General features: G+C 74.4%; 19 protein-coding genes. 14 read left to right on the top strand and 5 right to left on the bottom strand.

Annotation, left to right across the window (positions count from 1 at the left end; all coding sequences use genetic code 11):
• The first annotated feature begins 230 nt into the window (after nt 1-230).
• The 9 genes from ACZ6Z8_RS34485 (at nt 231) to ACZ6Z8_RS34445 (ending at nt 11,086) form a co-directional block, all read left to right on the top strand.
• Nucleotides 231-878: an NUDIX domain-containing protein gene (locus ACZ6Z8_RS34485; protein WP_465613957.1), complete on the top strand. Its 648-nt coding sequence runs from the start codon at nt 231-233 to the stop codon at nt 876-878.
• A 239-nt stretch (nt 879-1,117) separates the two neighbouring features.
• The gene (locus tag ACZ6Z8_RS34480; RefSeq protein ID WP_465613956.1) at nt 1,118-3,187 is read left to right on the top strand and encodes a tetratricopeptide repeat protein; all 2,070 of its coding nucleotides are present in this window, start codon (nt 1,118-1,120) and stop codon (nt 3,185-3,187) included.
• A 260-nt stretch (nt 3,188-3,447) separates the two neighbouring features.
• A complete protein-coding gene (ald, locus tag ACZ6Z8_RS34475) occupies nt 3,448-4,563 on the top strand; it encodes an alanine dehydrogenase (RefSeq protein WP_465613955.1) in 1,116 nt (371 codons plus the stop codon).
• A gap of 436 nt (nt 4,564-4,999) precedes the next feature.
• A complete protein-coding gene (locus ACZ6Z8_RS34470) occupies nt 5,000-6,067 on the top strand; it encodes a ParA family protein (protein WP_030245868.1) in 1,068 nt (355 codons plus the stop codon).
• Complete coding sequence (locus ACZ6Z8_RS34465; RefSeq protein WP_465613954.1) at nt 6,064-6,672, top strand: hypothetical protein; 609 nt, start codon at nt 6,064-6,066, stop codon at nt 6,670-6,672. The genes ACZ6Z8_RS34470 and ACZ6Z8_RS34465 overlap by 4 nt, the downstream gene beginning before the upstream one ends.
• Nucleotides 6,673-6,817: 145 nt before the next feature.
• Nucleotides 6,818-7,696, top strand: coding sequence for a segregation and condensation protein A (locus ACZ6Z8_RS34460; RefSeq protein ID WP_465613953.1), 879 nt, complete (start codon nt 6,818-6,820; stop codon nt 7,694-7,696).
• On the top strand, nt 7,693-8,511 hold the full coding sequence (gene scpB / locus ACZ6Z8_RS34455; RefSeq protein ID WP_465613952.1) for an SMC-Scp complex subunit ScpB: 819 nt from the start codon (nt 7,693-7,695) through the stop codon (nt 8,509-8,511). Before ACZ6Z8_RS34460 ends, scpB begins: the two co-directional genes overlap by 4 nt.
• A gap of 62 nt (nt 8,512-8,573) precedes the next feature.
• Nucleotides 8,574-9,860 carry a pseudouridine synthase gene (locus ACZ6Z8_RS34450; RefSeq protein ID WP_465613951.1) on the top strand — a complete coding sequence of 429 codons (1,287 nt, stop codon included), beginning with the start codon at nt 8,574-8,576 and terminating at the stop codon, nt 9,858-9,860.
• A 218-nt stretch (nt 9,861-10,078) separates the two neighbouring features.
• Entirely contained in the window at nt 10,079-11,086 is a 1,008-nt protein-coding gene (locus ACZ6Z8_RS34445) for a TrmB family transcriptional regulator (protein ID WP_465613950.1), read from the top strand.
• Nucleotides 11,087-11,146: 60 nt separating this feature from the next.
• Here the strand turns inward: ACZ6Z8_RS34445 and ACZ6Z8_RS34440 are convergent, their stop codons facing one another.
• From ACZ6Z8_RS34440 to ACZ6Z8_RS34430, 3 genes are all read right to left on the bottom strand, one after another.
• The gene (locus tag ACZ6Z8_RS34440) at nt 11,147-11,509 is read right to left on the bottom strand and encodes a DUF952 domain-containing protein (RefSeq protein ID WP_465613948.1); all 363 of its coding nucleotides are present in this window, start codon (nt 11,507-11,509) and stop codon (nt 11,147-11,149) included.
• 130 nt (nt 11,510-11,639) lie between these two features.
• Complete coding sequence (locus ACZ6Z8_RS34435; RefSeq protein WP_465613947.1) at nt 11,640-13,187, bottom strand: mucoidy inhibitor MuiA family protein; 1,548 nt, start codon at nt 13,185-13,187, stop codon at nt 11,640-11,642.
• A gap of 3 nt (nt 13,188-13,190) precedes the next feature.
• The gene (locus tag ACZ6Z8_RS34430) at nt 13,191-15,401 is read right to left on the bottom strand and encodes a mucoidy inhibitor MuiA family protein (RefSeq protein ID WP_465613946.1); all 2,211 of its coding nucleotides are present in this window, start codon (nt 15,399-15,401) and stop codon (nt 13,191-13,193) included.
• 416 nt (nt 15,402-15,817) lie between these two features.
• Here ACZ6Z8_RS34430 and ACZ6Z8_RS34425 point away from each other — a divergent pair, with 416 nt between their 5' ends.
• From ACZ6Z8_RS34425 to der, 5 genes are all read left to right on the top strand, one after another.
• A complete protein-coding gene (locus ACZ6Z8_RS34425; protein ID WP_465613945.1) occupies nt 15,818-16,903 on the top strand; it encodes a prephenate dehydrogenase in 1,086 nt (361 codons plus the stop codon).
• 114 nt (nt 16,904-17,017) lie between these two features.
• On the top strand, nt 17,018-18,160 hold the full coding sequence (locus ACZ6Z8_RS34420; RefSeq protein ID WP_465613944.1) for a DUF4419 domain-containing protein: 1,143 nt from the start codon (nt 17,018-17,020) through the stop codon (nt 18,158-18,160).
• Nucleotides 18,161-18,261: 101 nt separating this feature from the next.
• Entirely contained in the window at nt 18,262-19,698 is a 1,437-nt protein-coding gene (locus ACZ6Z8_RS34415) for a DUF4419 domain-containing protein (protein WP_465613943.1), read from the top strand.
• A gap of 108 nt (nt 19,699-19,806) precedes the next feature.
• Nucleotides 19,807-20,520: a (d)CMP kinase gene (cmk, locus tag ACZ6Z8_RS34410; protein WP_465613942.1), complete on the top strand. Its 714-nt coding sequence runs from the start codon at nt 19,807-19,809 to the stop codon at nt 20,518-20,520.
• Nucleotides 20,521-20,674: 154 nt separating this feature from the next.
• Nucleotides 20,675-22,129 carry a ribosome biogenesis GTPase Der gene (gene der, locus ACZ6Z8_RS34405; protein ID WP_402828687.1) on the top strand — a complete coding sequence of 485 codons (1,455 nt, stop codon included), beginning with the start codon at nt 20,675-20,677 and terminating at the stop codon, nt 22,127-22,129.
• 177 nt (nt 22,130-22,306) lie between these two features.
• On the opposite strand, the gene ACZ6Z8_RS34400 is transcribed toward der, so the two are convergent.
• Nucleotides 22,307-22,966, bottom strand: coding sequence for a hypothetical protein (locus ACZ6Z8_RS34400; protein ID WP_465613941.1), 660 nt, complete (start codon nt 22,964-22,966; stop codon nt 22,307-22,309).
• A gap of 178 nt (nt 22,967-23,144) precedes the next feature.
• Nucleotides 23,145-24,068, bottom strand: coding sequence for a hypothetical protein (locus ACZ6Z8_RS34395; protein ID WP_465613940.1), 924 nt, complete (start codon nt 24,066-24,068; stop codon nt 23,145-23,147).
• Nucleotides 24,069-24,451: the final 383 nt, after the last annotated feature.

Genomic DNA, 24,451 nt, shown 5'->3' with positions numbered 1-24,451 from the left:
CCCGTACCTGGTGGCCACCCAGGCCCACCCGGAGCTGAAGTCCCGTCCGACCCGCCCGCACCCGCTGTTCGCGGGCCTGGTCAAGGCCGCCATCGCGATCAAGACCGCCCCGGCCGGCGAGTAGTCGTCTTCTCCTCGGCCTCGGTCGTTCACCGGACGGCGGCCCCGCGATTCCCGCGGGGCCGCCGTCCGGCGTTAGATTGTGTCGTACTGACGAAAAGGGGAGAGCGATGGACGAGCAGCGCGACGTGGTGATCGCCGACACGGCCGAGGAGTGGGAGGTCCGGGGCAGCTCCACGCCGTTCCAGGGCAAGGTCACCGGTGTGCGCAGCGAGGAGGTCCGGATGCCCGACGGCAGCTGGGCCCGGCGCGACTACCAGACCCACCCGGGCTCGGTCTCCGTGCTCGCCCTGGACGACAAGGAGCGGGTGCTGGTGCTGCGCCAGTACCGCCACCCGGTCCGCCAGCGGCTGTGGGAGCTGCCGGCCGGCCTGCTCGACGTGCCGGGCGAGAACCCGTGGCACGCCGCCCAGCGCGAGCTGTACGAGGAGGCCCACTGCAAGGCCGACACCTGGCGGATCCTCGCCGACTACTACACCTCCCCGGGCGGCACCGACGAGGCACTGCGGATGTTCCTGGCGACCGACCTGTCGGACGCCGAGGGCGAGCGCTTCGCGGCCGAGGGCGAGGAGCAGGAGATCGAGGTCGCCTGGGTGCCGGTGCCCGAACTGATCCGGCGGATCCACGCCGGGCGGCTGCACAACCCGACCCTGATCACCGGAACCCTCGCCCTGCACGCCGCCCTGACCTCCCCGGAGGGCCTGGACGGGCTGCGCCGCCCGGACGCGCCCTGGCCGGCCCGGCCGTTCGAGGCGTGAACCCTCCCGAGGTCTGAGCCTCCCGAGGTCTGAGCAACCCGAGGCGCGGGCGCCCCGAGGAACGTCGGCGAACGACCCGGCTTGATGCCTTGGGGTGATTTGCCGGTTCGTACGACCGGATGTCACCTCGGATCAGCCGGACGGTCGAACTACGCTTCCCAGACAGGGCGCCCGTCCCGGGCCGCCCGCATTTTTTGCGCCGAGCGCTGAGCGCGGGACGACGTCGGGAGTGGGCACGGGTGGCGAGGAAGACGGCGACGATGGACCCCGGCCCCGACGCGCCCGCGAGCGCGGTCCCGGGGCTCGACCGACTGCCGGCCGGGCCCGCGCTGTTCGTCGGGCGGCGCGCCGAGCTCGCCGCGCTGCGGGCCGGTGCCACCCGGCGGGTGAGCGGCCGCTGCCCCGTCCTGGTGCTGGCCGGGCGGCCCGGCTCGGGCCGTACGGCGCTCGCCGCCCGTTTCGCCCGGACCGTCGCCGCCGACTACCCCGACGGCGTGCTGTTCGCCCGGCTCTCCGCCCCCGACGGCGGGCGGGTGCCGCCGGGCCGGGCCGCCCGGCTGCTGCTGGAGCAGCTGGACCCCGAGGCCGCCGTGCCGCTGCCCGGAGTGGTGGAGGACGGTCGGGACGAGCCGGGCTGCGTGGCGCTGCGGGAGGCGCTGGCCGGGCACAAGGTGCTGCTGGTGCTGGACGACGTGCGGGACGCCGGGCAGGTGTGGCCGCTGCTCGCCGACGAACCCGGCTGCCTGGTGGTCGCCACCACGGCCGGGCCGCTCACCGGGATCGAGGACATCGACCCGGTGATCCTCGGCGGGCTGGACCGGCAGGCCTCCGCGGAACTGCTGGCCGACCTGGTGGGCGGCACCCGGATCTCCTGCGATCCGGTCGGCGGGGCCGACCTCGCCGAGGCCTGCGCCGCCCGGCCCGCCACGCTGCGACTGATGGCGGGGTGGCTGCGCGGCGACCCGAAGCTCGCCGTCACGGAGGCGGCGCGCGAGCTCAACCGGGTGGTGGGGGAGCAGTCGGAGCCCGCGCAGTCCGACGGGGACGCGGCCAGGCCCGGGAAGCCCGGGAAGGCCGGGAGGGCCGGAAGGGCCGGGAAGGCCGACCGGTCGGGGCGGCCTGGGCCGCAGGAGAAGAAGGGGGAGGGGAAGGCGGCCGAGGCCGCCACCACCGCCGGATCGGCCCCGGCCGACCCGACGACCTGGGTGAAGCCCGGGCCGGAGCCCGCGGAGCCGGTACCCGTCCCCGACAACGACCCGCTGCTGGGCGCCTTCACCCTGCTGTACCGGGGGCTGTCGGCCGCCCAGGCGCGGATGCTGCGCACCCTCACCCTGGCCCCGGCGCAGACCGCGGACCCGCGTACCGCCTCCGCCCTGGTCGGCTGCCCGGCGCCGGAGGCCGCCGCGACGCTGGCCGCGCTCGCCGAGCGGGAACTGCTCGGCGAGGAGGCGCCGGCCGTCGACGGCACCCCGCGCTACCGGGTGCCCGGGCGGCTCTACCCGCGGCTGGTCCGGCTGCGGGAGCAGGAGGACCGGCCTGCCGAGACCGAACTCGCCCGGGCCCGGCTGCTGGAGCGGCTGGTCCGGCTCACCGAGTCGGCCCGCGCGCTGCTCGACCCGGGCGACGGACCGGCCCCCGACCCGCTGCCGGCCGCGCTGCGGCTGAGCTCGGCCGAGCACGCCCGGGACTGGCTGCTCGGCGAGCGGGAGCTGCTGCTCGGCGCGGTGGCCGACGCGATCGGCCAGGGCGACCTGGACGGCTCGGCCGGTCGGCTGGTCACCGCGCTGCTGCGGGCGCTGCCGCTGACCGGCGCGGCCGCCCCCGCCGACCTGTACCGGCTGCACGAACTGGTGCTCACCGTCGCCGAGCGCAACGGCCGCCCCCGCCGGGCCTCGGCCGCGCTGCTCAACCTGGGCGACCTCCAGGCGGCGGCGGGCCGCTGGGAGCAGGCCGGCACCCACTACCGGGCCGCCCTGGAGCACGCCCGTGCGGTCGGCGACGAACCGCTCTGCGCCCGGGCCCTGGAGGGCGCGGCCGGCTGCCACCGGGCGCTGGGCGACGCGGTGCGCGCCGCCGACTGGTACGGGCGGGCGCTCGGACTGCGGCAGTCGCTGGGGGACCACGCGGCGGAGGCCCGGCTGCTGGCCCGGGTGGCCGAGGCGCACACCGCGCAGCGCCGCTTCGAGGAGGCCGACCGGGAGTACCGGGCGGCTCTCGCGGTGCTGCGCCGGATCGGCGACGAACGGGGCCGGGAGGCCGTCGGGGCCGCCCTCGCGGACCTGCGGGAACGGGCCGACGGCGGGTGGTGAGGGGGGTTTCGGAGGTATCGTCGAAAGTGCCCGGTTGGAGCGCTTATGGCGGGTAAGTTCCAGTGGAAGCCTACGAACCTGCCAATGTGTTCGGCGAAATTATTCGATTTGGAAGGCTGACACGCCGCCTGGGCTTCATTACACTCGAACTCAGTCGCGCAGCGATCCCCTGCCCCGGCCTGCCCGGAGGCTCCCCACGTGCGCGTCGCCCACCGGTCTTCTCCGGTCGGGACCCCCATGGCAAGAGGACGTGTTCAGTCGTGAAGGTCGGCATCCCCCGCGAGGTCAAGAACCACGAGTACCGCGTGGCCATCACGCCCGCCGGCGTGCATGAGCTGGTCCGCAACGGACACGAGGTCTACATCGAGGACAACGCCGGTCTCGGCTCCTCGATCCCCAACGAGGAGTACGTGGCCGCCGGCGCCACCATCCTCCCCACCGCCGACGAGGTGTGGGCCACCGCCGACCTGCTGCTGAAGGTCAAGGAGCCCATCGCCTCCGAGTACCACCGGCTGCGGAAGGGCCAGACCCTCTTCACGTACCTGCACCTGGCGGCCGACCGGGCCGGCACCGACGCGCTCGTCGCCTCCGGCACCACCGCGATCGCGTACGAGACCGTGCAGCTGGGCAACGGCGCGCTGCCGCTGCTCGCCCCGATGTCCGAGGTCGCGGGCCGCCTCGCCCCGCAGGTCGGCTCGTACCACCTGATGCGTCCGGCCGGCGGCCGCGGCGTGCTGCCCGGTGGCGTGCCCGGCACCCACCCGGCCAAGGCCGTCGTCATCGGCGGTGGCGTCTCCGGCTGGCACGCGGCCACCATCGCCATCGGCATGGGCTACGACGTGACCCTGCTGGACCGCGACATCAACAAGCTGCGCGAGGCCGACCGGATCTTCGGCACCAAGATCAAGGCCATCATGTCCAACTCGTTCGAGCTGGAGAAGGCCGTCCTGGACGCCGACCTGGTCGTCGGCGCCGTGCTGATCCCGGGCGCCAAGGCCCCGAAGCTGGTCACCAACGAGCTGGTCTCCCGCATGAAGCCGGGCTCCGTGCTCGTCGACATCGCCATCGACCAGGGCGGCTGCTTCGAGGACTCGCGCCCGACCACGCACGACGACCCGACCTTCCAGGTCCACAACTCGGTCTTCTACTGCGTGGCCAACATGCCGGGCGCCGTCCCGAACACCTCCACCTACGCGCTGACCAACGCCACCCTGCCGTACGTGCTGGAGCTGGCCAACCGTGGCTGGAAGGACGCGCTGCGCCGCGACCCGGCGCTCGCCAAGGGCCTGAACGTCCACGAGGGCCAGATCACCTTCCCGGCCGTGGCCGAGGCCTTCGGCCTGGAGTCGGTCACGCTGGAGAGCGTGCTCGCCTGAACTCCCTGACCGCACGGCGGTCGTTCGCCCCCGACCCGATCCGTTCGGGCCGGGGGCTTCGCCGTGCCCGTGAACGCCGGGTGGACCGGGCGGGTCGCTCTGTCGTCAATTCCCGTCGGTCGTGTCACCCGACCCGCAGCCGCCCGCGGAAACGTTAGGGTCATAAGCCCGCTCATCCCTTGACAGCAGCCCGCCCGATAGTCGACACATCGTGCCCACTACCGTGGATTGTGTTGCTGCGAACGCCTTGAACGGCCTAGAGTCGCAAACCGTCGGCATGCTGCCACGCTGACGAATCGACATAGAGTCCTGGATCCCCAAGGAGGTAAGACGACTTGTGAATGAGTCGACAATTGCTCCCGGGGGTGGTCAGCCAGGACTGGCGGAGCACACCGCCGGCCAGCCGAGTGAGGAGCCCGGGGCCCGGCAGCCCTCCGTGGGCTCGGCCGAGGTCGGCTCGGTCGCACTCCGTACCTTCGAAGCACGCCAGAACACAGCGCAGGTGACCACGGTGACCGACCACGACGCCGACTTGGCGGCCTACGGCCTGGCCTACGGCGAGTTCGCCTACGGTGCCTACGACGACCCGGACGCCGAGTACGAGCCGGACCCGGAGTACGCCGCCACGCTGGCCCCCGACGCCGCGCGCCAGCGCCGCGAGCGGGTCGGCCCGACCGGCCGTCCGCTCCCGTACTTCCCGATCCCCGCGCCGGTCGCCGAGCACGGCCCCGCCCAGATCATCGCCATGTGCAACCAGAAGGGCGGCGTCGGCAAGACCACGTCGACCATCAACCTGGGCGCGGCGCTGGCCGAGTACGGCCGCCGGGTGCTGCTCGTCGATTTCGACCCGCAGGGCGCGCTCTCCGTCGGCCTCGGCGTCAACCCGATGGAGCTCGACGTCACCGTCTACAACCTGCTCATGGAGCGGGGCCTGACGGCCGATGAGGTGCTGCTCAAGACCGCCGTCCCCGGCATGGACCTGCTGCCCTCCAACATCGACCTCTCCGCCGCCGAGGTGCAGCTGGTCAGCGAGGTGGCCCGGGAGTCCGCGCTGGCGCGCGCCCTGAAGCCGCTGCTGCCGGACTACGACTACGTCATCATCGACTGCCAGCCCTCGCTTGGCCTGCTGACGGTCAATGCGCTGACGGCCGCTCACAGCGTGATCGTCCCGCTGGAGTGCGAGTTCTTCGCGCTGCGCGGTGTCGCGCTGCTGACCGAGACCATCGAGAAGGTGTGCGAGCGGCTCAACCCCGAGCTGCGCCTGGACGGCATCCTCGCCACCATGTACGACTCGCGCACCGTGCACAGCCGCGAGGTGCTGGCGCGGGTCGTCGAGGCGTTCGGCGAGCACGTCTTCCACACCGTCATCGGGCGGACCGTGCGCTTCCCGGAGACCACCGTCGCCGGCGAGCCCATCACGACGTACGCGACCAACTCGGTCGGTGCCGCCGCCTACCGCCAGCTCGCCAGGGAGGTGCTCGACCGGTGCCGCCCCGCCGAGTGAGTCTCCCGGGTGCCGACGAGCTGTTCCGGACCACCGGCGGGATGGCGCTGTCGCCGTCCCTCGCGCCGCGTCCGGCCGCCGAGGCATCCAGACCGGAGACCGCGCGGGCCGTCAACGGCACGGACGGCGCCGAAGGGGCCGAGGCCGCCCAGGACGACCGGCGGGCGCCGCAGGACCAGCAGCCCGCCGCCACGGTGCCCGCGCCCGGGCAGCCGCCCGTCCAGCGGACGGCCGGGGGCCAGGGCGCCGCGCCGGGCGAGGTCCAGGCCGGGAAGACCGTGACCGGGGGCCGCCCCGCCGCCGCACCGGCGGGCCGGGCCCACGCGGGTGCCCCCGAGGAGCAGGCCGGCGCCGGACGCGCCCGCCCGCGCGGCCGTGCGCCGCGCCGCCCGAGCGGGCGCGAGCGGCACGACGAGAAGATCACGGTGTACGTGTCCGCCGAGGAGCTCATGGACCTGGAGCACACCCGGCTGGTGCTGCGCGGCGAGCACGGCCTGGCGGTGGACCGCGGACGGATCGTCCGGGAGGCCATCGCGGTCGTCCTGGCGGACCTGGAACAGCGCGGCGAGGCCTCGATCCTGGTCCGGCGGCTGCGCGGCCGGTAGGGCGCCCCCTCCGGGCGCCGAGGGCGGCGCGCCGGGTCGGCGGGTCGGCGGGTCGATCTGTCGGCTGGTCGGCGTGTCGGCGTGTCGGCGTGTCGGTGGGACCCGGGGCGGGCCGGGCCGGGCGGGCGGGTGAAGATGGACCGTCATGCCGAGCACCGTCCAACCAGCCGCCAGCGCCGTGAACGCCACCGAGGAGGAGTCGCGGGGCGGCTTCCGGGTACGGCTGGACAACTTCGAGGGCCCCTTCGACCTGCTGCTCGGCCTGATCGCCAAGCACAAGCTGGACGTCACCGAGGTCGCGCTGGCCACCGTGACGGACGAGTTCCTGGCGCACATCCGGGCGATGGGCCCGGACTGGGACCTGGACGCGGCGACCGAGTTCCTGGTGGTGGCCGCCACCCTGCTCGACCTCAAGGCCGCCCGGCTGCTGCCGGTGGCCGAGGTCGAGGACGAGGCGGACCTCGCCCTGCTGGAGGCGCGTGACCTGCTGTTCGCGCGGTTGCTGCAGTACCGGGCGTACAAGCGGGCGGCGGCGCTGTTCGGCGAGCGCTGGGCGGCCGAGCTGCTGCGGCGGCCCCGGACCGTCGGGCTGGAGCCCCGGCACGCGGAGCTGCTGCCCGAGGTGGTCATCAGCGTCGGGCCGGAGCGGCTCGCCCGGCTGGCGGCCAAGGCCATGGAGCCCAGGCCGAAGCCGGTGGTGTACGTGGACCACATCCACACCCCGCCGGTCAGCGTGCGCGAGCAGGCCTCCCTGGTGGTCGACCTGCTCACCGGCCTCGGCGAGGCCTCCTTCCAGCAGCTGGTCGGGGACGCGTCGGACACCCTGGTGGTGGTCGCCCGCTTCCTGGCGCTGCTGGAGCTCTACCGGGAGCGGGTGCTGGCCTTCGAGCAGCCGGAGGCGCTCGGCGAGCTGCGGGTGCGCTGGGTGGCCGAGGCGGGCCGGGGAGCGGTCGAGGTGACCGACGAGTTCGACCGGCCGGCGGGTGAGCCGGAGCGGTCCCAGGAGGAGGACGGGCGGCGATGAGCGGCGGGAACGACGGCGGGCGGCCGGTGCGGCGCCCGCTCGGGCTGCCGGGGCGGCCCAGGGCCGAGGAGTGGCTGGAGCCGGCTTTCGCGCTGCTGCCGGAGCCGGTGGCCGGGCCGGCGGCGGTGCCGGAGCAGCCCGTCGCTGCTCCCGAGGAGCCCGTTGCTGCTCCCGAGGAGCCCGTCGGGCCGGGGCTGAGGGCCGAGCTGGAGGCCGTCCTGATGGTCGTCGACGAGCCGGTCGGCGAGGAGCGGTTGGCCGGGGCGCTGGAGCGGCCGCGGGCCGAAGTGGCACGGGCGCTGCGCGAGCTGGCCGCCGAGTACGCCGCCCAGGGGCGCGGGTTCGACCTGCGGCTGGTGGCCGGCGGCTGGCGGTTCTACAGCCGGGACACCTGCGCGGCGGCCGTCGACCGCTTCCTGCTGGACGGCCAGCAGGCCCGGCTGACCCAGGCCGCGCTGGAGACCCTGGCGGTGGTCGCCTACCGGCAGCCGGTGTCCAGATCTCGGGTTTCCGCCGTCCGCGGTGTGAACTGTGACGGCGTGATGCGTACCCTGGTACAGCGAGGACTGGTGGAAGAGGCCGGATCCGAGCCCGAAACAGGTGCGATCCTGTATCGGACGACGAACTACTTCCTGGAACGGATGGGGCTCCGCGGCTTGGACGAGCTGCCGGAGCTCGCTCCCTTCCTGCCCGAGGTCGACGACGTGGAAGCGGAGTCCCTGGAGGGCACGATGATCGCGGAGGCGGTCGCCGCCGCTGCCGTGCAGGCCGCGGACGGTAGTGGCGAGGCCGGTCGGGCAACGCACGATCGGTAGGGGGAGGTGAGGTCGGCCGAGACGACCGCACATCCCAGACGGAACGACGTACGGACACTTTGATGCGTAGCAGTGGCAACGGCAGGAACAGCGGCGGCGGCAGCGGTCGCGGCGGACAGGGCGGGGGCCGGGGCGGCTCCTACGGCGGCGGCAGCGGCAGCGGTCGCGGCGGCTCGGGGTCGGGCTCGCGCGGCGGTTCGTACGGCGGCGGTTCGTACGGCGGCGGCAGCGGTCGCGGCGGCTCCTACGGCGGCGGCTCGGGTTCGGGCTCGGGTTCGCGCGGCGGCTCGGGCTCGGGCTCGCGCGGCGGCTCGTACGGGCGGGACGGCGGCCGCCGGGACGACCGGCGCGACGACCGCCGCTACCCGGACCGCCCGCTGCGGCCCGAGGAGCGCAAGTACGACCGCCCCGAGTACGGCGGCGGCCCCAACGCCACCCCGGCGCGCGGCGGCTTCGCCGGCCGTCGCCCCGGTCCGGCCCCGCGCCCGCGCCGGGAGGGCCAGGGCGCCCCGGGCGACCCGCGCCGCCAGCCGCAGCGCTCGCGCGAGCTGCAGGCCAAGATCGAGGACGCCGTCCTCGCCCGGCACGACAAGCCGGCCGTCAAGCTGCCCAAGACCTTCGGCGAGCCCGAGGGCGAGCGTCTGCAGAAGGTGCTGGCCCGGGCCGGCGTCGGCAGCCGCCGCGCCTGCGAGGAACTGATCGAGCAGGGCCGGGTCGAGGTCAACGGCAAGCGGGTCACCGAGCAGGGCAAGCGGGTCGACCCGCAGAACGACGAGATCAAGGTGGACGGCCTGACCGTCGCCACCCAGTCCTACCTGTTCTTCGCGCTCAACAAGCCGGCCGGCGTGGTCTCCACCATGGAGGACCCGGACGGGCGCCAGTGCCTGGGCGACTACGTGACCAACCGGGAGACCCGGCTGTTCCACGTCGGCCGGCTGGACACCGAGACCGAGGGCATCATCCTGCTCACCAACCACGGCGAGCTGGCCCACCGCCTCACCCACCCCAAGTACGGCGTGACCAAGACCTACCTGGCCGCCATCCAGGGCCCGATCCCGCGCGACCTGGGCAAGCAGCTGGCCCAGGGCGTGGAGCTGGAGGACGGCTACGCCCGTGCCGACAGCTTCAAGGTCGTCTCCAACGTCGGAAAGAACTACCTGGTCGAGGTGACCCTCCACGAGGGCCGCAAGCACATCGTCCGCCGGATGCTGGCCGAGGTCGGCTTCCCGGTCGAGAAGCTGGTGCGCACCCACTTCGGTCCGATCGCGCTCGGCGACCAGAAGTCCGGCTGGCTGCGCCGCCTGACCAATCCGGAGGTCGGCCAGCTGATGCGCGAGGTCGGTCTGTAACCGGCAGGTTCAGGCACTTCTCCGGAGGGCCCCCCGTCACGGGCGGGGGGCCCTCCGGCGTTGGCTGTGAGCCGGGACGCAACCGCTGGTCACGGCCTTGTCAGTGTCATGATCCGTGGCCGAGGATGGCCACCGGAGCACCGGGCCGCCGAGTGGCGGGACTGCGCCAGCACGGCGCCGGAGGGGGTGTTCCGGGGCGAACAGGGGGAGACGGCGTCGTGTCCGATGCAGCACTGGGGCGGTCCGCGGGGCACGCGCTCGGCCCGTTGGGACTGGCCGAGCCGGACGGGCAGGTGTACGCGGCGCTGGTGGCCAATCCGCAGTCCACCGCGGAAGAGCTGGCCGAGAGCTGCGCCCTGACGTTCCAGCAGTGCGTGCGCGCGCTGGACCGGCTGGCGCAGCACGGGATGGCCACCCGGGCGCCGGTGGACCGGGAGCGCTACCTGCCGGTGGCCCCGGACGTCGCGATAGGGACCCTGATCGGCCACCGGGAGTCCGAACTGCGGCACGCCCGGGCCGAGATGCACCGGCTGATGGACGCCTTCCGGGAGGCCTCGCGCTACACCGACCCGGCGCACTCGGTGGAGGTGCTGACCGGCGGCGAGGCGATCGCCCAGCGGCTGGAGCACATCACCGGGACCAGCCAGTACCAGGTGCGCGGCTTCGACCGCCCGCCGTACATCCAGGACCCGGTGGCGGCGATGCCGCTGCAACGGCGGCGGCTGCGGGAGGGGCTGAGGTTCCGGACGATCTACGACCGGGACGCGGTGGCCTGGCCCGGCCGGCTGGAGAAGAACATCATGGTCGGCGTCGCGGACGGCGAGGAGGCGCGGGTGAGGCCGACGCTGCCGATGAAGATGATCATCTCGGACGACCGGATGGCGATCATCCCGATCAGCGTCGGCGACAGCGTGCTGGACGCGGCCTACGTGATCCACCCCTCGGCGCTGCTCCAGGCGCTGGACACGCTGTTCGAGGCGGAGTGGGAGCGGGCCGTGCAGCTGCAGGCCGCGATCGGCACCGGGGAGGCGTCGCCGGAGCCGGACGCCGACCACCGCAAGCTGCTCGGCCTGCTCGCCGCCGGGCTGACCGACGAGTCGATCGCCCGCTCGCTGGGCTGGAGCGCCCGGACCACCCAGCGGCGGCTGCAGGCCCTGATGCGGTCGCTGGGCGCCACCACCCGCTTCCAGGCCGGGATGGCGGCCCGGGAGCGGGGGTGGCTGTGAGCGGCCGGGGGTTCACCGGTCCCCGGTTCTGCGGCCCGGGGTTCCTCGGGCCGCGGTTCCTCAGCTCCAGGGACTGAGGGAGGACCAGCGGCCGTCGGGGCCGCGCTCGACCTTCTCCAGGCCGACCACGGCGGTGCGGTTCAGCCGGCCGTAGATGTGCGGGAACAGGACCCCGGGGGTGGCGCCGGGCGGCGGGGCGCCGTGCGGCGGCTCCCACTTGACCATCGGCTCCACCAGTGACTCCTCGATCAGCAGCGCCATCAGCGGGTCCGGGGTGTCGGTGAAGAAGGCGTTGGCCACCGCGAGAGCCGTCTGCTCGTCCGCCGAGCAGTGGATGAACCCGTCGGTGAGCAGCGACGCGGTGGCGTACGGGCGGCCGGGATCGGCCAGCCAGTCGTCCAGGGGTGCGAGATGGAGGATCATGTTCCTTTTGTACCCGCTTTCCGGTTCCGATTCCGATTCCGGTCCTGAGCGGTCGTCACGGGCGGCGGGCCGTACGGTGGCCGCCGGGTGGCCTCACGGCCCGGTCCCGGGGCGGCCGTACGGTCCGGCCTCACAGCCCGGCCACCTTGGCCGAGGCGGAGACCTCGTACACCAGGGTGAGGCTGCGGCGGGCGCCCGGGCCGAGCGGGACGTCCCAGCGGACGATGCCCTCGGCGTCGAAGGAGTCCGGCGCCGGGGAGCACTCCTCCTTGCGCAGCCGCACCTCTACGTCGGCCACCTCGGAGACCGGGACCCGTTCCCGCACCGTGACCAGCTGCTCGTCGCGCTCCTCCGGACCGGAGAAGCGGGACAGGTGCAGGTGGACGGTGCGGGTGGTGGTCTGGCGGCCGCTCAGGGCGGCGGTGGCCCGGCGCTCGTCGGTCTCGCGGACCACCCGGTAGCCGTCCGTGCTGCCGAAGGACAGCTCGGCCTCGGCGCCGGCGGCGGTGAAGCGCAGCTCGCCGCGGCCGGCGAAGCCGCTGCCGCGCACCAGCTCGACCGGGCCGGCCAGCAGCGGGTGCCCGGCCGCGTTGCGGAACCGGACCACCTGGGTGACCAGCGGGGAGAGCTCGGGGGCGCAGGCGAACTCGGTCTTCGCCGGGTTGGTGAAGGCGCCCAGCGGGACCCGGTGCGCCCGGCCGTCGGAGGGGACGGTGGCCGGGGCGGGGGCGGGCAGCACCCGTACCTCGCCGCCGTCGTCCAGGCCGGGGACGGCGGCGCCCGGGCCGAGGGTGCCGACCTCCTCCTCGCGCAGCTCGACCTCGACCGTGCGGCGCTCCTCGTCGGTGCGCTCGCGCAGGGTCAGCCGGTCCTCGGTGAGCGCGGGCGGATCGGTGGCCAGCGCGGACCGGGCGGTGGAGAAGGTCAGCCGGGCGCCGGTCCAGTCCTCGCCGGTGCGCTGCCAGACCACCGCCTCCGACTCCAGGCGCAGTTCGCCGCCGGTCAGGGTGGCGCGGTAGGACGGGCGCCACAGGGCGCAGGGCACCAGGTGGTGGACGGTCAGCGCGGTCGGGCCGGGCCGTTCGGCCTCGACGGTCAGCTCCAGGTGGGCGAGCAGTTCGGCGGGCTCCTCCTCGGCCCGGTCCAGGGCCAGCAGGGCCTGGGAGCGTTCCTGGTCCAGCCGGCGCAGCCGGGAGTGGGTGGCGCGCAGCTCCTCGCCGTAGCGCTCGCGCTCGGCGTCCACCCGGTCCAGCTCGCGGGCCCAGCGGGTGCGCTCGATCTCACCGACGCCGGCGCCCTCGCCGACCTCGCGCAGCAGGTCGGAGCTCAGCTGGGCGAGCAGGGCGAGACGGGCCTCCAGGCGGGCCCGGGTCTGCTCCGCGAGCCGGGACTCGGTCTCCAGTTCGTGCAGCCGGTGGCGCAGCGCGGAGTCCTCCGGACCGGGCGGCAGCGGGGCGCGCGGGGTCCAGGTGCGCACCAGCCGGGCCTCCAGCACCCGGGTGCCGGGGGCGGCGGACTCGGCGCGCAGGGTGCGGTCGACGGCGAGGGCGGTGAGCGGGCCCAGCCGCAGTCGCTGGACGCCCTCGGCGAGCTCGACGGTCACCGCGCGTTCGACCTGGGCGCGGTCCTCCAGGCAGGTGACGGCGGTGACGGGGAGGGGGACGGTCTCTTCGGTCATCTGTCAGTTCCTCCGGTTTCCGCCGACGATGGCCTTTCCGGCCGGGATCTTGATCTGGTAGCCGCCGTCCAGCTCGGTGCGGCCGCCCGGCGGCAGTTCGATCCGCCAGAGCCGGGTGCCGGGCGGGCACTCCGGGGTGGGGACGGCCGGTGCGTGCCAGTCGGCGCGCTCCTCGATCCGGATCTCGGCATCGGAGGCGAGCGGCACGCGTTCGCGGACCTCGACCGTGACGGCGCGGCCCAGCCGGTTGGCGAGCTGGACGTGCACCCGGTGGTCGAGCACCGTGCTGTTGCCCTTCAGCATGCCCGTGGCGGACTCGTGCAGCTGGGTGCGGCGCGCCACCTCGATGCTCTCGGTGACGCCGACGCCCAGGTGGCGGGTCTCGCCGGGGGCGAGGGTCGGCAGGGCGGCGGTGAGCAGGAACTCGTCGTCCACGGTGACCTCGACCGGGCCCGCCAGCACGGCGCGGTCGGTGCGGTTGGCGAGCACCAGGGTCGCGTACACCTTCTGCTCGACAGCGGGGACGGTGACGTACTCGGGGCTGACGGAGAGCGGGATCTCGTCGACCGTGACGGAGTGCCAGGTGCCGTCGGAGGGGATGTCGGCGGGGGCGGCGGCGTCGAAGCGGTGGTCGAAGGAGCCGGCCGACCGGCGGGGCGGGACGGCGTGGCGGGGGAGCGGGAGGTCGCGCAGCCGGGCGCCGCCGGGGCCGCCGGGGAGGAAGCGTTCCAGCTCGGCGCGCTCGACCCGGGCGGGGTCGGGGCGCAGGGTGCCGCGGCGGTCGGCGGGGTCGTCGGGGCCGGCCAGCCGGAGGCCGGGGTAGTCGAGCAGGACGGTGTCGGGGGCGAGGCCGGTGGCCGGGGGCGGGGCGGCGGGGCGGCGCAGGGCCATCCGCGGCGGCGCGCCGCCGAAGGCCTGGGCCATGGGGGCGCCGCCGGGTGCTTGGGGCACGGGGGCGGGGGTGGTCGGCGAGGGGGGTGGGGCGCTCACGGCGGGTGCGGCGCCGTAGCCGGCGAAGCCGGGTGGTGGGGGCAGGGGAGTGGGCTCCTGGACACCGAGTGAGCCGCCGGCGGGCGGGCCGGCCGATGCCGCCTCGTCCGGGCGGAAGTCGGCGTGGGCGGCGGGCCGGGCGCCTCCGGGCCGGGGCCCACGGCGGCGCTCGGCGGCTTCGGCGGGCCCGGCGGTGTAGCTGGTGACGGCCGCGACCGGGATCGGGGCGCCGGGGCGGGGGGTGACGGGACGCTCGGCGGCGGCCGCGTCGTAGCCGGTGAAGAGGTCGGACAGGCCGGCCGGGGGCTCGCGCCAGCCGGAGGGCGGCGGGGCGGGCTGGCTGCGGCCGATCCGCAGGGAGGAGAGCCGGGGCAGGTCGGTGCGGCGCTCCAGGTCGGCGGTGGACAGGGCGAGCCGTACGCCCGTCCAGTCCTCGCCGGTGTGCTGCGCGACGGCGGCGCGCAGGACCAGCTGGGCGGTGTCGGCGCCGGTGCGGTGGCTGAGGCGGTAGGCGGGCACCCAGCGGGCGGCGGGGACGCCGTACTCCAGCTCCAGTTCCACCTGGGCGGCTCGTCCGGGCTGTTCGGGAGCGGACAGGGTGAGTACGACCGTGTCGGTGGCCTCGACCGGCTCGGTCCGCCCGGCGGTGGACGCGCGCTCCAGTCGGTCGGCGGCCAACTGGCGCTCGTGGTCGGCGAGTTCGATCTCCCGGGTGAGCTGCTCGGCGCGCTCCTGGAGGCGGGCCAGTCGCTCGTCGACGAAGTCGGCGAGCTCCAGCCAGGCGTCGGCGGGGGTGCGGCGCAGCGGTTCGTCGCGGCGGCGCTGGGGTGGGACGGCGCGCAGCGCGGCGGTTTCGGCGATCGCGGTCCGGACCAGCCGGTGGCGCTCGTTCAGTGCGCCCTGGCGCTCCATGGCCTCCTCCAACGCGCGGCGCAGCCGCGGGAGTTCGTCGCTCTCGTGGAGCTCGGCGACGGTCTCCAGACGGGCCTCGACGACCGCCGTGCCGACCGGTCCGGCGAGCACCCGGGCACGCAGCGAGTCGGCGTCCAGCGAGCCGGGCAGGCCGGTCAGCCGCAGCCGTCCGCCGGGCGGGACCGGGACGGTGGCCCGGCGGCGGCACACCGCGCCCTCGGCGTACACCACGACGGACTCCAGCACCGACGGGTGGGCCGGTACGGCCGGCGGTTTCGACGGCCCGGTGTGACTGCTGTGCTGGTCGTCCATGCGCAACCCCTTCGTTCGCGTCCGGTGTGCCGCGGCTCGCCCCGCCGCCCCCTGGCGGCCAGTGTGCCCCGCTCGGGGCCGGGCGTCGCCGGATTTGCCGGGGCGCGGCGTGTGCACCGTGGGAGACGAGGACGGGGGCGCGGTGGTTGCCGGGGGCGCCGGGGGTGCGGGGCCCGGGGTTGGCGGGGCCGGGTTGACGGGGTTGGCAGGGTTGGGGGTTGATGGGGTCGGCGGGGTTGGCGGGGTCGGGGGTTTTCGGGGGCCGGGGTTTTCGGGGGCCGTCGGATGGGAGGATGGGGCGCGGGTGCCCCCGGCCGGTTCCGGTGGCGCGGCACCCGTTGGGACCGTGGCACCTGTTGAGCACCGCCAGCGAGAACCGTCCAGTCGAGAACCGTGATCGAGGAGAGCCACCCGCCATGCGCACTGCCGTCGTCGTCGGCACCGGACTGATCGGCACCTCCGCAGCCCTGGCCCTGGCCGCACGCGGGCTGACCGTCCATCTGGAGGACGCCGACCCGGACGCCGCCCGCACCGCCGAGTCGCTCGGCGCCGGCACCACCGAACCGGCCGAGGGCCCGGTCGACCTGGCGATCATCGCCGTCCCGCCGGCCCTGGTCGGCAAGGTGCTCGCGGACTGCCAGCGCCGCAACCTGGCGCACTGGTACACCGACGTGGCCAGCGTGAAGTCCGGCCCGGGCAGTGAGATCGCCGCCCTCGGCCTGGACACCGTCCACTACATCGGTAGTCACCCGATGGCAGGCCGCGAGCGCTCCGGGCCGCTGGCCGCCCGGGCCGACCTGTTCGAGGGCCGCCCCTGGGTGCTCACCCCGACCGCCGACACCGACACCGACACGCTCAACGCCGCGCTGGAACTGGTCGCGCTGTGCGGAGCGATGCCGATCGTGATGGACGCGGACGCGCACGACCGGGCCGTGGCCCTGGTCTCGCACGCCCCGCAGCTGGTCTCCTCGCTGGTCGCGGCCCGGCTGGAGAACGCGGACGAGACGGCCATAAGGCTCTCCGGCCAGGGCGTGCGCGACGTGACCCGGATCGCCGCCTCCAACCCGGCGATGTGGGTCGACATCCTGTCCGCCAACGCGGGCGCGGTCGCCGACGTGCTGGAGGAGGTCGCCGGCGACCTCGGCGAGACCGTCATCGCACTGCGCGCCATGGCGGCCGAGGAGGAGGGCGAGCGCCGGGCCGGCGCCGAGGGCATCGAGGCGGTCATGCGGCGCGGCAACACCGGCCAGGCCCGCATCCCCGGCAAGCACGGCGCCCCGCCCACCCGGTACGAGACCGTCGCGGTGGTGCTCGGCGACCAGCCGGGCGAGCTGGGCCGGCTGTTCGGGGAGGTCGGCGAGGCCGGGGTCAACATCGAGGACGTCCTCATCGAGCACTCGGACGGGCAGCAGGTCGGCTTCGTCCAGCTGTCGGTGGCGCCGACGTCGGTCAAGCGGCTGACGGCGGCGCTGCGCGCGGGCGGCTGGAGCGTTCGGGACTGACGGCCGTCGGGCGGGGCGCGGGAACGGCAGCGGGCAGGGGCGTGGGTCCCGGGACCGGGCCGGGGAGCGGGAGCCTTGGAGTGGCGAGGGCGGGCGGGCGGGAGGGGAGCGGGAGTGATCATCGAGTTGCCGCTGGGGGAGGCCCGGCACGGTTCGTCCGGTGAGCCGGTGGACCTCGGGAACGAGCGGTTCCTGCGGGCGGTGATGGGCGGGGGGTTCCGGATCCGCCACCGCAGCGTGACGGCGATGGTCGAGCTGCCCCGGCCCGTCCGCCCGCGGCTCGACGATCCGGAACTCGTCGAGCCGGAACTCGTCGAGCCGGAGCCGACCTGCAGTCTGCTGCTGCGCGCCGCCCACGCCGCCTTCGCGGAGCACCTGCCGCTGAGCCTGTCGCCGGACGTGCTCTGGTACGCCGTCGTGCACGAGGTCGCGGTGCACGTACGGATGTACCCGCCGCGCTACCGGGTGCTGTTCGGCGCGACGGGCCGGGAGCGGGTGCTCACCGTTCGTGATGACACGTTGATGGGCGCGGGTGCGGCGGGCGGGGCGGATGGGGGCGCCGACTGGGCGCGGTCGCTGCGGCTGGTCCGGGAGCCGCTCACTGCCGCGTTGGGCGCCGAGCTGGTGGAGCTGTTCCGGCCGCGCTTCTCCACCACGACGCCGGACGACGAGGCCTCGGCGCTGGTGGCGCTGATGGACGTGGTCAGCCCGTACTACGACTTCCGCTGGGAGACCCGCTGCGGTATCCCGGAAATCCGGCTGGAGGGCACCGCCGAGGACTGGGCGCTGCTGGCGGCGCGGGTCGGGGCGCTGGCGGAGCGCTTCGACTGGCTGGCGCCGTGGTTCGCCGAGCTGCGCCCGGTCTTGGCGGAGATCGCGGCGACGGCGGCGGGCGGGCCGGTGGACGAGGGCTTCTGGCGCTCCCTGTACAAGTGGGACTCGGTGTCCGGCGGACCGCGGGTGGTGACCGGCTGGCTCACCGCGTTCTTCGCCCACACCCAGACTCCCGACGGCCCCCGGCTGCGGCAGGGCTTCGGCTGGCGGGAGGCGGCGGACTGGCCGTACCACCACGACGCGTTCGCGGTGAACGACTTCCCCTCGCACCTGTCGACGGTGCCGTTCGTGTGGGAGTGCCTGGGGGTCGAGCGGCCGATGGCCTTCGTGGGCGGGGTGCTCGGGATCGAGTGGGACGGGGAGTTCCTGCGGCCCCGGCTCGGGCACGCGGTGCTGGAGCGGGAGAACGGGGGCGGGCTGTGATCGATGACGCCGTGGTCGTTGAGGCCGTGGTCGGTGAGGCCGTGATCGATGAGGCTGTGATCGATGAGGCTGTGGTCGGTGAGGCTGTGGTCGGTGAGGCTGTGAGCGCTGACGCCGTGGTCGTCGACGTCGGGCTCGGGGACGGGCAGGAACCGGGCGACGTGGCCCGGCTGGACGTCGTCGGGAACGACGCCTTCCTGGCGGCCGTGGTCGGCGGGGAGTTCACCGTGCTCCACCGCAGCACGGACACGCTGCTGGCGGTGCCGCGGGAGGAGGACCCGCGGCGGAAGGCGCCGGAGCCGACCTGGAGTCTGCTGCTGCGGGCCGCGCACACGGCCTTCGCGGAGCACCTGCCGCTGAGCCTGTCGCCGGACGTGCTCTGGTACGCGGTGGTGCACGAGGTCGCGGTGCACGTACGGCTGAACGCGGAGCGGTACGAGGGCCTGTTCAGCGCCACCCCGGGGCAGCAGCGGACCGTCCAGGTCAGGGACGACAGCCTGCTGAGTGCCGAGGCGGACTGGGCGCGGTCGATCCGGCTGGTCCGGGAGCCGCTGGCGGAGGCGATCGGGCCGGAGCTGGTCGAACTGTTCCAGCCGGCCTTCTCGACGACCACGCCGGACGATGTCTCGGCGGTGCTGGTGGCGCTGATGGACGTGGTCAGCCCGTACTACGAGTTCCTCTGGATCTCGTTGTGCGGCATCCCGAAGGTCCGGCTGGAGGGCACGGCCGAGGACTGGGCGCTGCTGGCGGCGCGGGTCGGGGAGCTCGCGGACTGGTTCGAGCCGCTCGGGCCGTGGTTCGCCGAGCTGCGCGGGGTGCTGGCGGAGATCGCGGCGACGGCAGCGGGCGGGCCGGTGGACGAGGAGTTCTGGCGCTCGCTGTACAAGTGGGAGTCGGAGTCCGGCGGGGACTTCGTCTCGGGGTGGATCACCGCCTTCTTCGCCCACACCCAGACCGAGGCCGGGCCGGAGCCGCGCACGGACTTCCACTGGCGGGCGACGCGACGGACCTGGAAGCGGCGGACAGTGGAGACGGGCCCAGCGCGGTTCACCGAGAACGCCTTCCCCTCGCACGTGTCGAAGGTGCCGTTCCGGTGGCAGACGCCGGGCGGGGTGCGGTCGATGGCCTTCCTCGGCGGGGTGCTCGGCATCGAGCGGGACGGCGAGTACGTGCGGCCCCGGCTCGGGAACGCGGTGCTGGAGGTCGTGCGGGAGGCCGTGGATCCGGCGGCCGAGCAGGCCGAGCTGGCGGCGGCGCAGCTGCCGGAGGGGTGGACGATCGAGCGGGTGCGGGAGGTCAGTGGGGCGGAGGGCGCCCGGTTGGTCAGTACCGACGGGATCCGTGCCGTGGACGGGTTGAACGGCGCGGAGCTGGGCCAACCGATCGCCTTGATCCGCTTCGGGATCGGCTGCGTCTCGCGGCTCGACGCCGACGGCCCGTGGTACGTCGGGATCATGAACCCGCGCGACGGCGTCATCGGCTGCGAGCCCGGGCCCGGACCGGAGCTGGCGGACGTCCTGCCCGGGATGGGGTGGTGACCGTCCGGGACGGGGTGCGTCGGCGGTCCATTAACCTTGAGGGAGACAATCCCCGGCCGTCCGCCCACGCAGGCGTCGGCTTCCATGCTCAGAGAGAGGTTCGCCCCCGTGGACACTGCCGACCGAGCGCACGCCCCGGTCGTCGTCGCCATCGACGGACCCTCCGGCTCCGGCAAGTCGACCGTCTCGCGGGCGGTCGCCGCCCGGCTGGGCCTGAGCTTCCTGGACACCGGCGCCATGTACCGGGCGATGACCTGGTGGATGCTGGCCAACGACGTCGACGTGACCGACGCGGAGGCGGTGGCCGTCGCGTGCGGCAAGCCCGTCATCGTGTCGGGTACGGACGCCGACGGTCCGACCATCACCGTGGACGGCCGGGACGTCTCCGGCCCGATCCGGGGCCCCGAGGTGACGGCGCAGGTCAGCGCCGTGGCCGCGGTGCCGGCGGTGCGGACCCGACTGGTCGAGCTGCAGCGCGGCTGCGCCGAGGTCGCCGAGCGCGGCATCGTCGCCGAGGGCCGGGACATGGGGACCGTGGTGTTCCCGCAGGCCACCGTCAAGGTGTTCCTGACCGCCTCCGAGACGGCCCGGGCCGAGCGCCGGGCGGCCGAGCTGCGCGCCAAGGGCGTGGACGAGGCGACCATCACCGCGATGGCCGCCGACCTCGCCCGCCGCGACGCCGCCGACTCCTCGCGCGAGACGGCCCCGCTGGCCCAGGCCGCGGACGCCGTGCTGGTGGACACCAGCGAGCTCACCCTGGAGCAGGTGATCGACCGGATCGCCGCGCTGGTGGAGGAGCGGGCGGGGCTGTCCTCGGTCTGATCAGCTGTTTGGACGACTCGGCTCGTCAGGCGACCATTGAACGAACCGCGGGCCGTCGAGGCGCCGCGGCGGAAACCATCGCGCTGCCCCCTCGGGGCAGGTACGCACGGCACGCCCCTGGGAAGGGCCGGGCCGGGAAACGGAACAGACGAACATGACCGCAGAGCACTCCGCCACCGGCCCCGGTGAGCTGGACGCCGCCGACTACGCCGAGTTCATGGCCCTCGCCGCCGAAGAGGGCTTCGACCTCGACGGCTTCGACGGCGTGGACGGCGCCGAGCACGTCCGGCTGCCGGTGCTGGCCGTCGTCGGCCGCCCGAACGTCGGCAAGTCGACCCTGGTGAACCGCATCATCGGCCGCCGCGAGGCCGTCGTCGAGGACAAGCCGGGCGTCACCCGCGACCGGGTCACCTACGAGGCCAGCTGGAACGGCCGGCGCTTCAAGGTGGTCGACACCGGCGGCTGGGAGATCGACGTCCTCGGCATCGACGCCATGGTCGCCGCCCAGGCCGAGCTGGGCATCGAGCAGGCCGACGCGGTGCTGTTCGTCGTGGACGCCACCGTCGGCGCCACCGACACCGACGAGGCCCTGATCAAGATCATCCGCCGGGCGGGCAAGCCGACCGTCCTGTGCGCCAACAAGGTCGACGGCCCGTCCACCGAGGCGGAGGCCGCCTACCTGTGGTCGCTCGGCCTGGGCGAGCCGTACCCCGTCTCCGCCCTGCACGGCCGCGGCTCCGGCGACCTGCTGGACGCCGTCATGGACGCGCTGCCCGAGGCACCGCCGCAGACCTTCGGCGACGCCGCCCCCGGCGGCCCGCGCCGGATCGCGCTGATCGGCCGGCCCAACGTCGGCAAGTCCAGCCTGCTCAACAAGGTCGCCGGCGAGGAGCGGGTGGTCGTCAACGAGCTGGCCGGCACCACTCGCGACCCGGTCGACGAGATGATCGAACTCGGCGGCAAGACCTGGAAGTTCGTGGACACCGCCGGTATCCGCCGCCGGGTCCACCTGACCGCCGGAGCCGACTTCTACGCCTCGCTGCGCACCTCCGCCGCGCTGGAGAAGGCCGAGGTCGCGGTCGTCCTGATCGACGCCAGCGAGACCCTCGCCGAGCAGGACACCCGGATCATCTCGATGGCCGTCGAGGCCGGGCGCGCCGTCGTCGTCGCCTACAACAAGTGGGACCAGCTCGACGAGGAGCGCCGCTACTACCTGGAGCGCGAGATCGAGCGCGACCTCGTCCAGGTGCAGTGGGCCCCGCGGGTCAACGTCTCGGCCAAGACCGGTCGGCACATGGAGAAGCTCGTCCCGGCGATCGAGACCGCGCTGGAGGGCTGGGAGACCCGTATCCCGACCGCGCGCCTCAACGCCTTCCTCGGCGAGCTGGTGGCCGCCCACCCGCACCCGATCCGGGGCGGCAAGCAGCCGCGCATCCTGTTCGGCACCCAGGCGGGCATCCGGCCGCCGCGCTTCGTGCTGTTCGCCTCGGGCTTCCTGGAGGCGGGCTACCGCCGCTTCATCGAGCGCCGGCTGCGTGAGGAGTTCGGGTTCGTGGGGACGCCGATCTCGATCTCGGTGCGGGTTCGGGAGAAGCGCAAGAAGAAGTAGCAGCAGTAGTAGTAGCAGTCGTTGGTAGTGGTACGGCTGAGGGCTCCGTCACCGGTGGTGGCGGGGTCCTCGGGCTTTTCCGGGCTTTACGGGCCGGGCCTTTCGGGCTTTACGGGTCCGGGATTTACGGGCCAGGGCCTTCGGGCTTCACGGGGCCCGCCGGGTTTGCCGGCTGGGTCAGTGGTGGTCGCCGGCGCGGCCCGGGGGGAGCGAGAGCATGTGGCGGTGGCGGCCGCCGGTGGACTGGGCGGCGAGGCCGGTGACCGTGCCGAGCACCGGGGAGGGCGCTGGGGGCGGGGCGGGGGTCGCGTGCGGGAGCGGGCCGAGGTAGCCGGCGGCGACCCAGCCCTGGCCGTTGGTGAACTGGGGGGAGGGGGGCGGGGCGTGGCCGTGACTCTGGCGGTGACCGTGTTCGTGGCCGTCGCTGGTGCCGGTGCCGGTGCCGGTGTCAGGGGCGGGGGCGGGGGTGGGACCGGGACGGCTGGTGGTGGGGGAGTGCTGCGACTGCGACGGCATGAACTGGGGGAGGCCGGACGGCTGGCCCGCGTAGGTGTGGAAGGCCTGGTGCTGGGGCGGGTGCGGGTGCGGGTACGAACGCTGTTCGCCGAGCAGCGGATGACTGTCGCGGATCGCGAAGCCCGTGAACCTCAGGTCCTCCTCGCCCGAGCGGTCGCCGGGCAGGGCACGGAACAGTCGTCGGTACTCGGAGTACAGCTCGTCGTAGATCGGGGTCGTCGAGTGAGGGTGCTCCGCGTCGTACGAGGGGCGCATGCCCGGGATCGAGCGGGCTGAGGTGGTGGACCGTCCGGCGGGCGCGGAGACGTCGTAGCTGTACACGTAGGGGCCAACGAGTGAGGGGCGGTGGGGGATGCGGGGCGTTCGGTGGACGGGGCCGGGAGCCGTTCGGCGGCCGGGGCCGGGGTGGGGCCGGGGCGGCGGTCGACGGGCGGGTCTGACGGACGGTGGCCGCTGACCGGGTTCGGTCAGCGGCCACCGTCCGAAGCGCCGGAGCGGATCAGGTGCCGGCCAGCGGGAGGGAGGCGGCGACCACCTGACCCAGCGCCACCGCCCGCTCCAGCGCCTGGCGCAGCAGATCCTCGCGGGGCTGACGGCCGACCATGCCGGCCGGGACGGCGTACATCGTCACCTCGGAGAGCTGGCTGGCGGCCATCCGCCAGGCGTCGGTGACCTGGAGCGGCTGGTGCGCCTGCCACCAGCCGGTGCTGCCGCCCGCCGCGGCGGGCTGGAGGATCGCGTGCAGCTTGCCCATGGCGACCAGGACCGACCAGCCGGGCAGCTGCTCCGGGGTCTCGTCGAGGTCGCCGACCCGCTGGAAGCCCGCGTCCTGGAGCAGGTCGAGGAACTCGTCCTCGCCGGAGGTGCTGCCGGGGCGGCCGACCGGGCCGGTGGGTTCGACCACCAGTGCGGCGTGGCCGACCTTGCCGTGCAGGACGAGCCCGCAGGTGATGCCGAGGATGGCGGCCTGGCCGGGGGCGGCCGGCTGGGGCGGGGCCCCGGCGGCGCCCTGCGCGGGGACGGCGAACTCCGGAGCGGGGAAGTCCGGGGTGGGGAAGGCCGGAGCGGGGAAATCCGGGGTGGCGAAGTCCCGGGTGGGCACCGCGAAGTCCGGGGCAGGGGCCGTCAGGTTCGGCGCGGCGGGCTGGGACTGGCTGATGCTGCGGACGGCGCCGGCCAGTTGCTCCTCGGCGACCGGCACGACCTGGGACGGGATGCAGCGGGCGTGGGCGAAGGCCAGGACGGCGGTCTCGTCACCGACGAACAGCACCGTGCTGGTGGGCTCCGCGTGGGTGTCGCCCGGAGTGCGGCAGGAGGTGCATTCGTAGCTGTCGGGGGCGCGGTCGCCGCCGAGCAGGCGGTCGGCCTCGTCGTCGCCGATCTCGGACCGGACCTCGTCGCTGACGTCGAGCATGCGCGGCACAGGGTCTCCTCGGATGGGTGCGGTTGGGGTCACGGGGGGCGGACTCGGGGAGGTCGCCATGCCCAACGGGCCCTTGTGTCAGGCGTCACGGGTGCCCGTCGAGGCTGACGGGAATTGCCCCGGATCCGATCGCGCCATGTGTTCTCGTTGTCGCAATCTGTCGATGTCGAGGGCGGGACTGCCGGAATGAAGCTGTGAGGTGGGTCACGGCTCATCGATGTTTGATCTAGGAATCAATGGCCATACCGGACATTTCGGTCATGAATCGATGGTCGTTACCGTCGGTAACCCGCTGCTGAGCTGGGCAGACCGGTGGAGTTTTGGTTTCCCCGGTGACCGGCTCGTAGCTTCTTTGGCGGCGCAACGAGCGCCACCCGGGCTCA

The sequence above is a fragment of the Kitasatospora sp. NPDC101108 genome, from assembly GCF_055584725.1.
The sequence above is the reverse complement of the archived record's forward strand: the minus strand, read 5'-3'. Positions and strand labels throughout refer to the sequence as shown.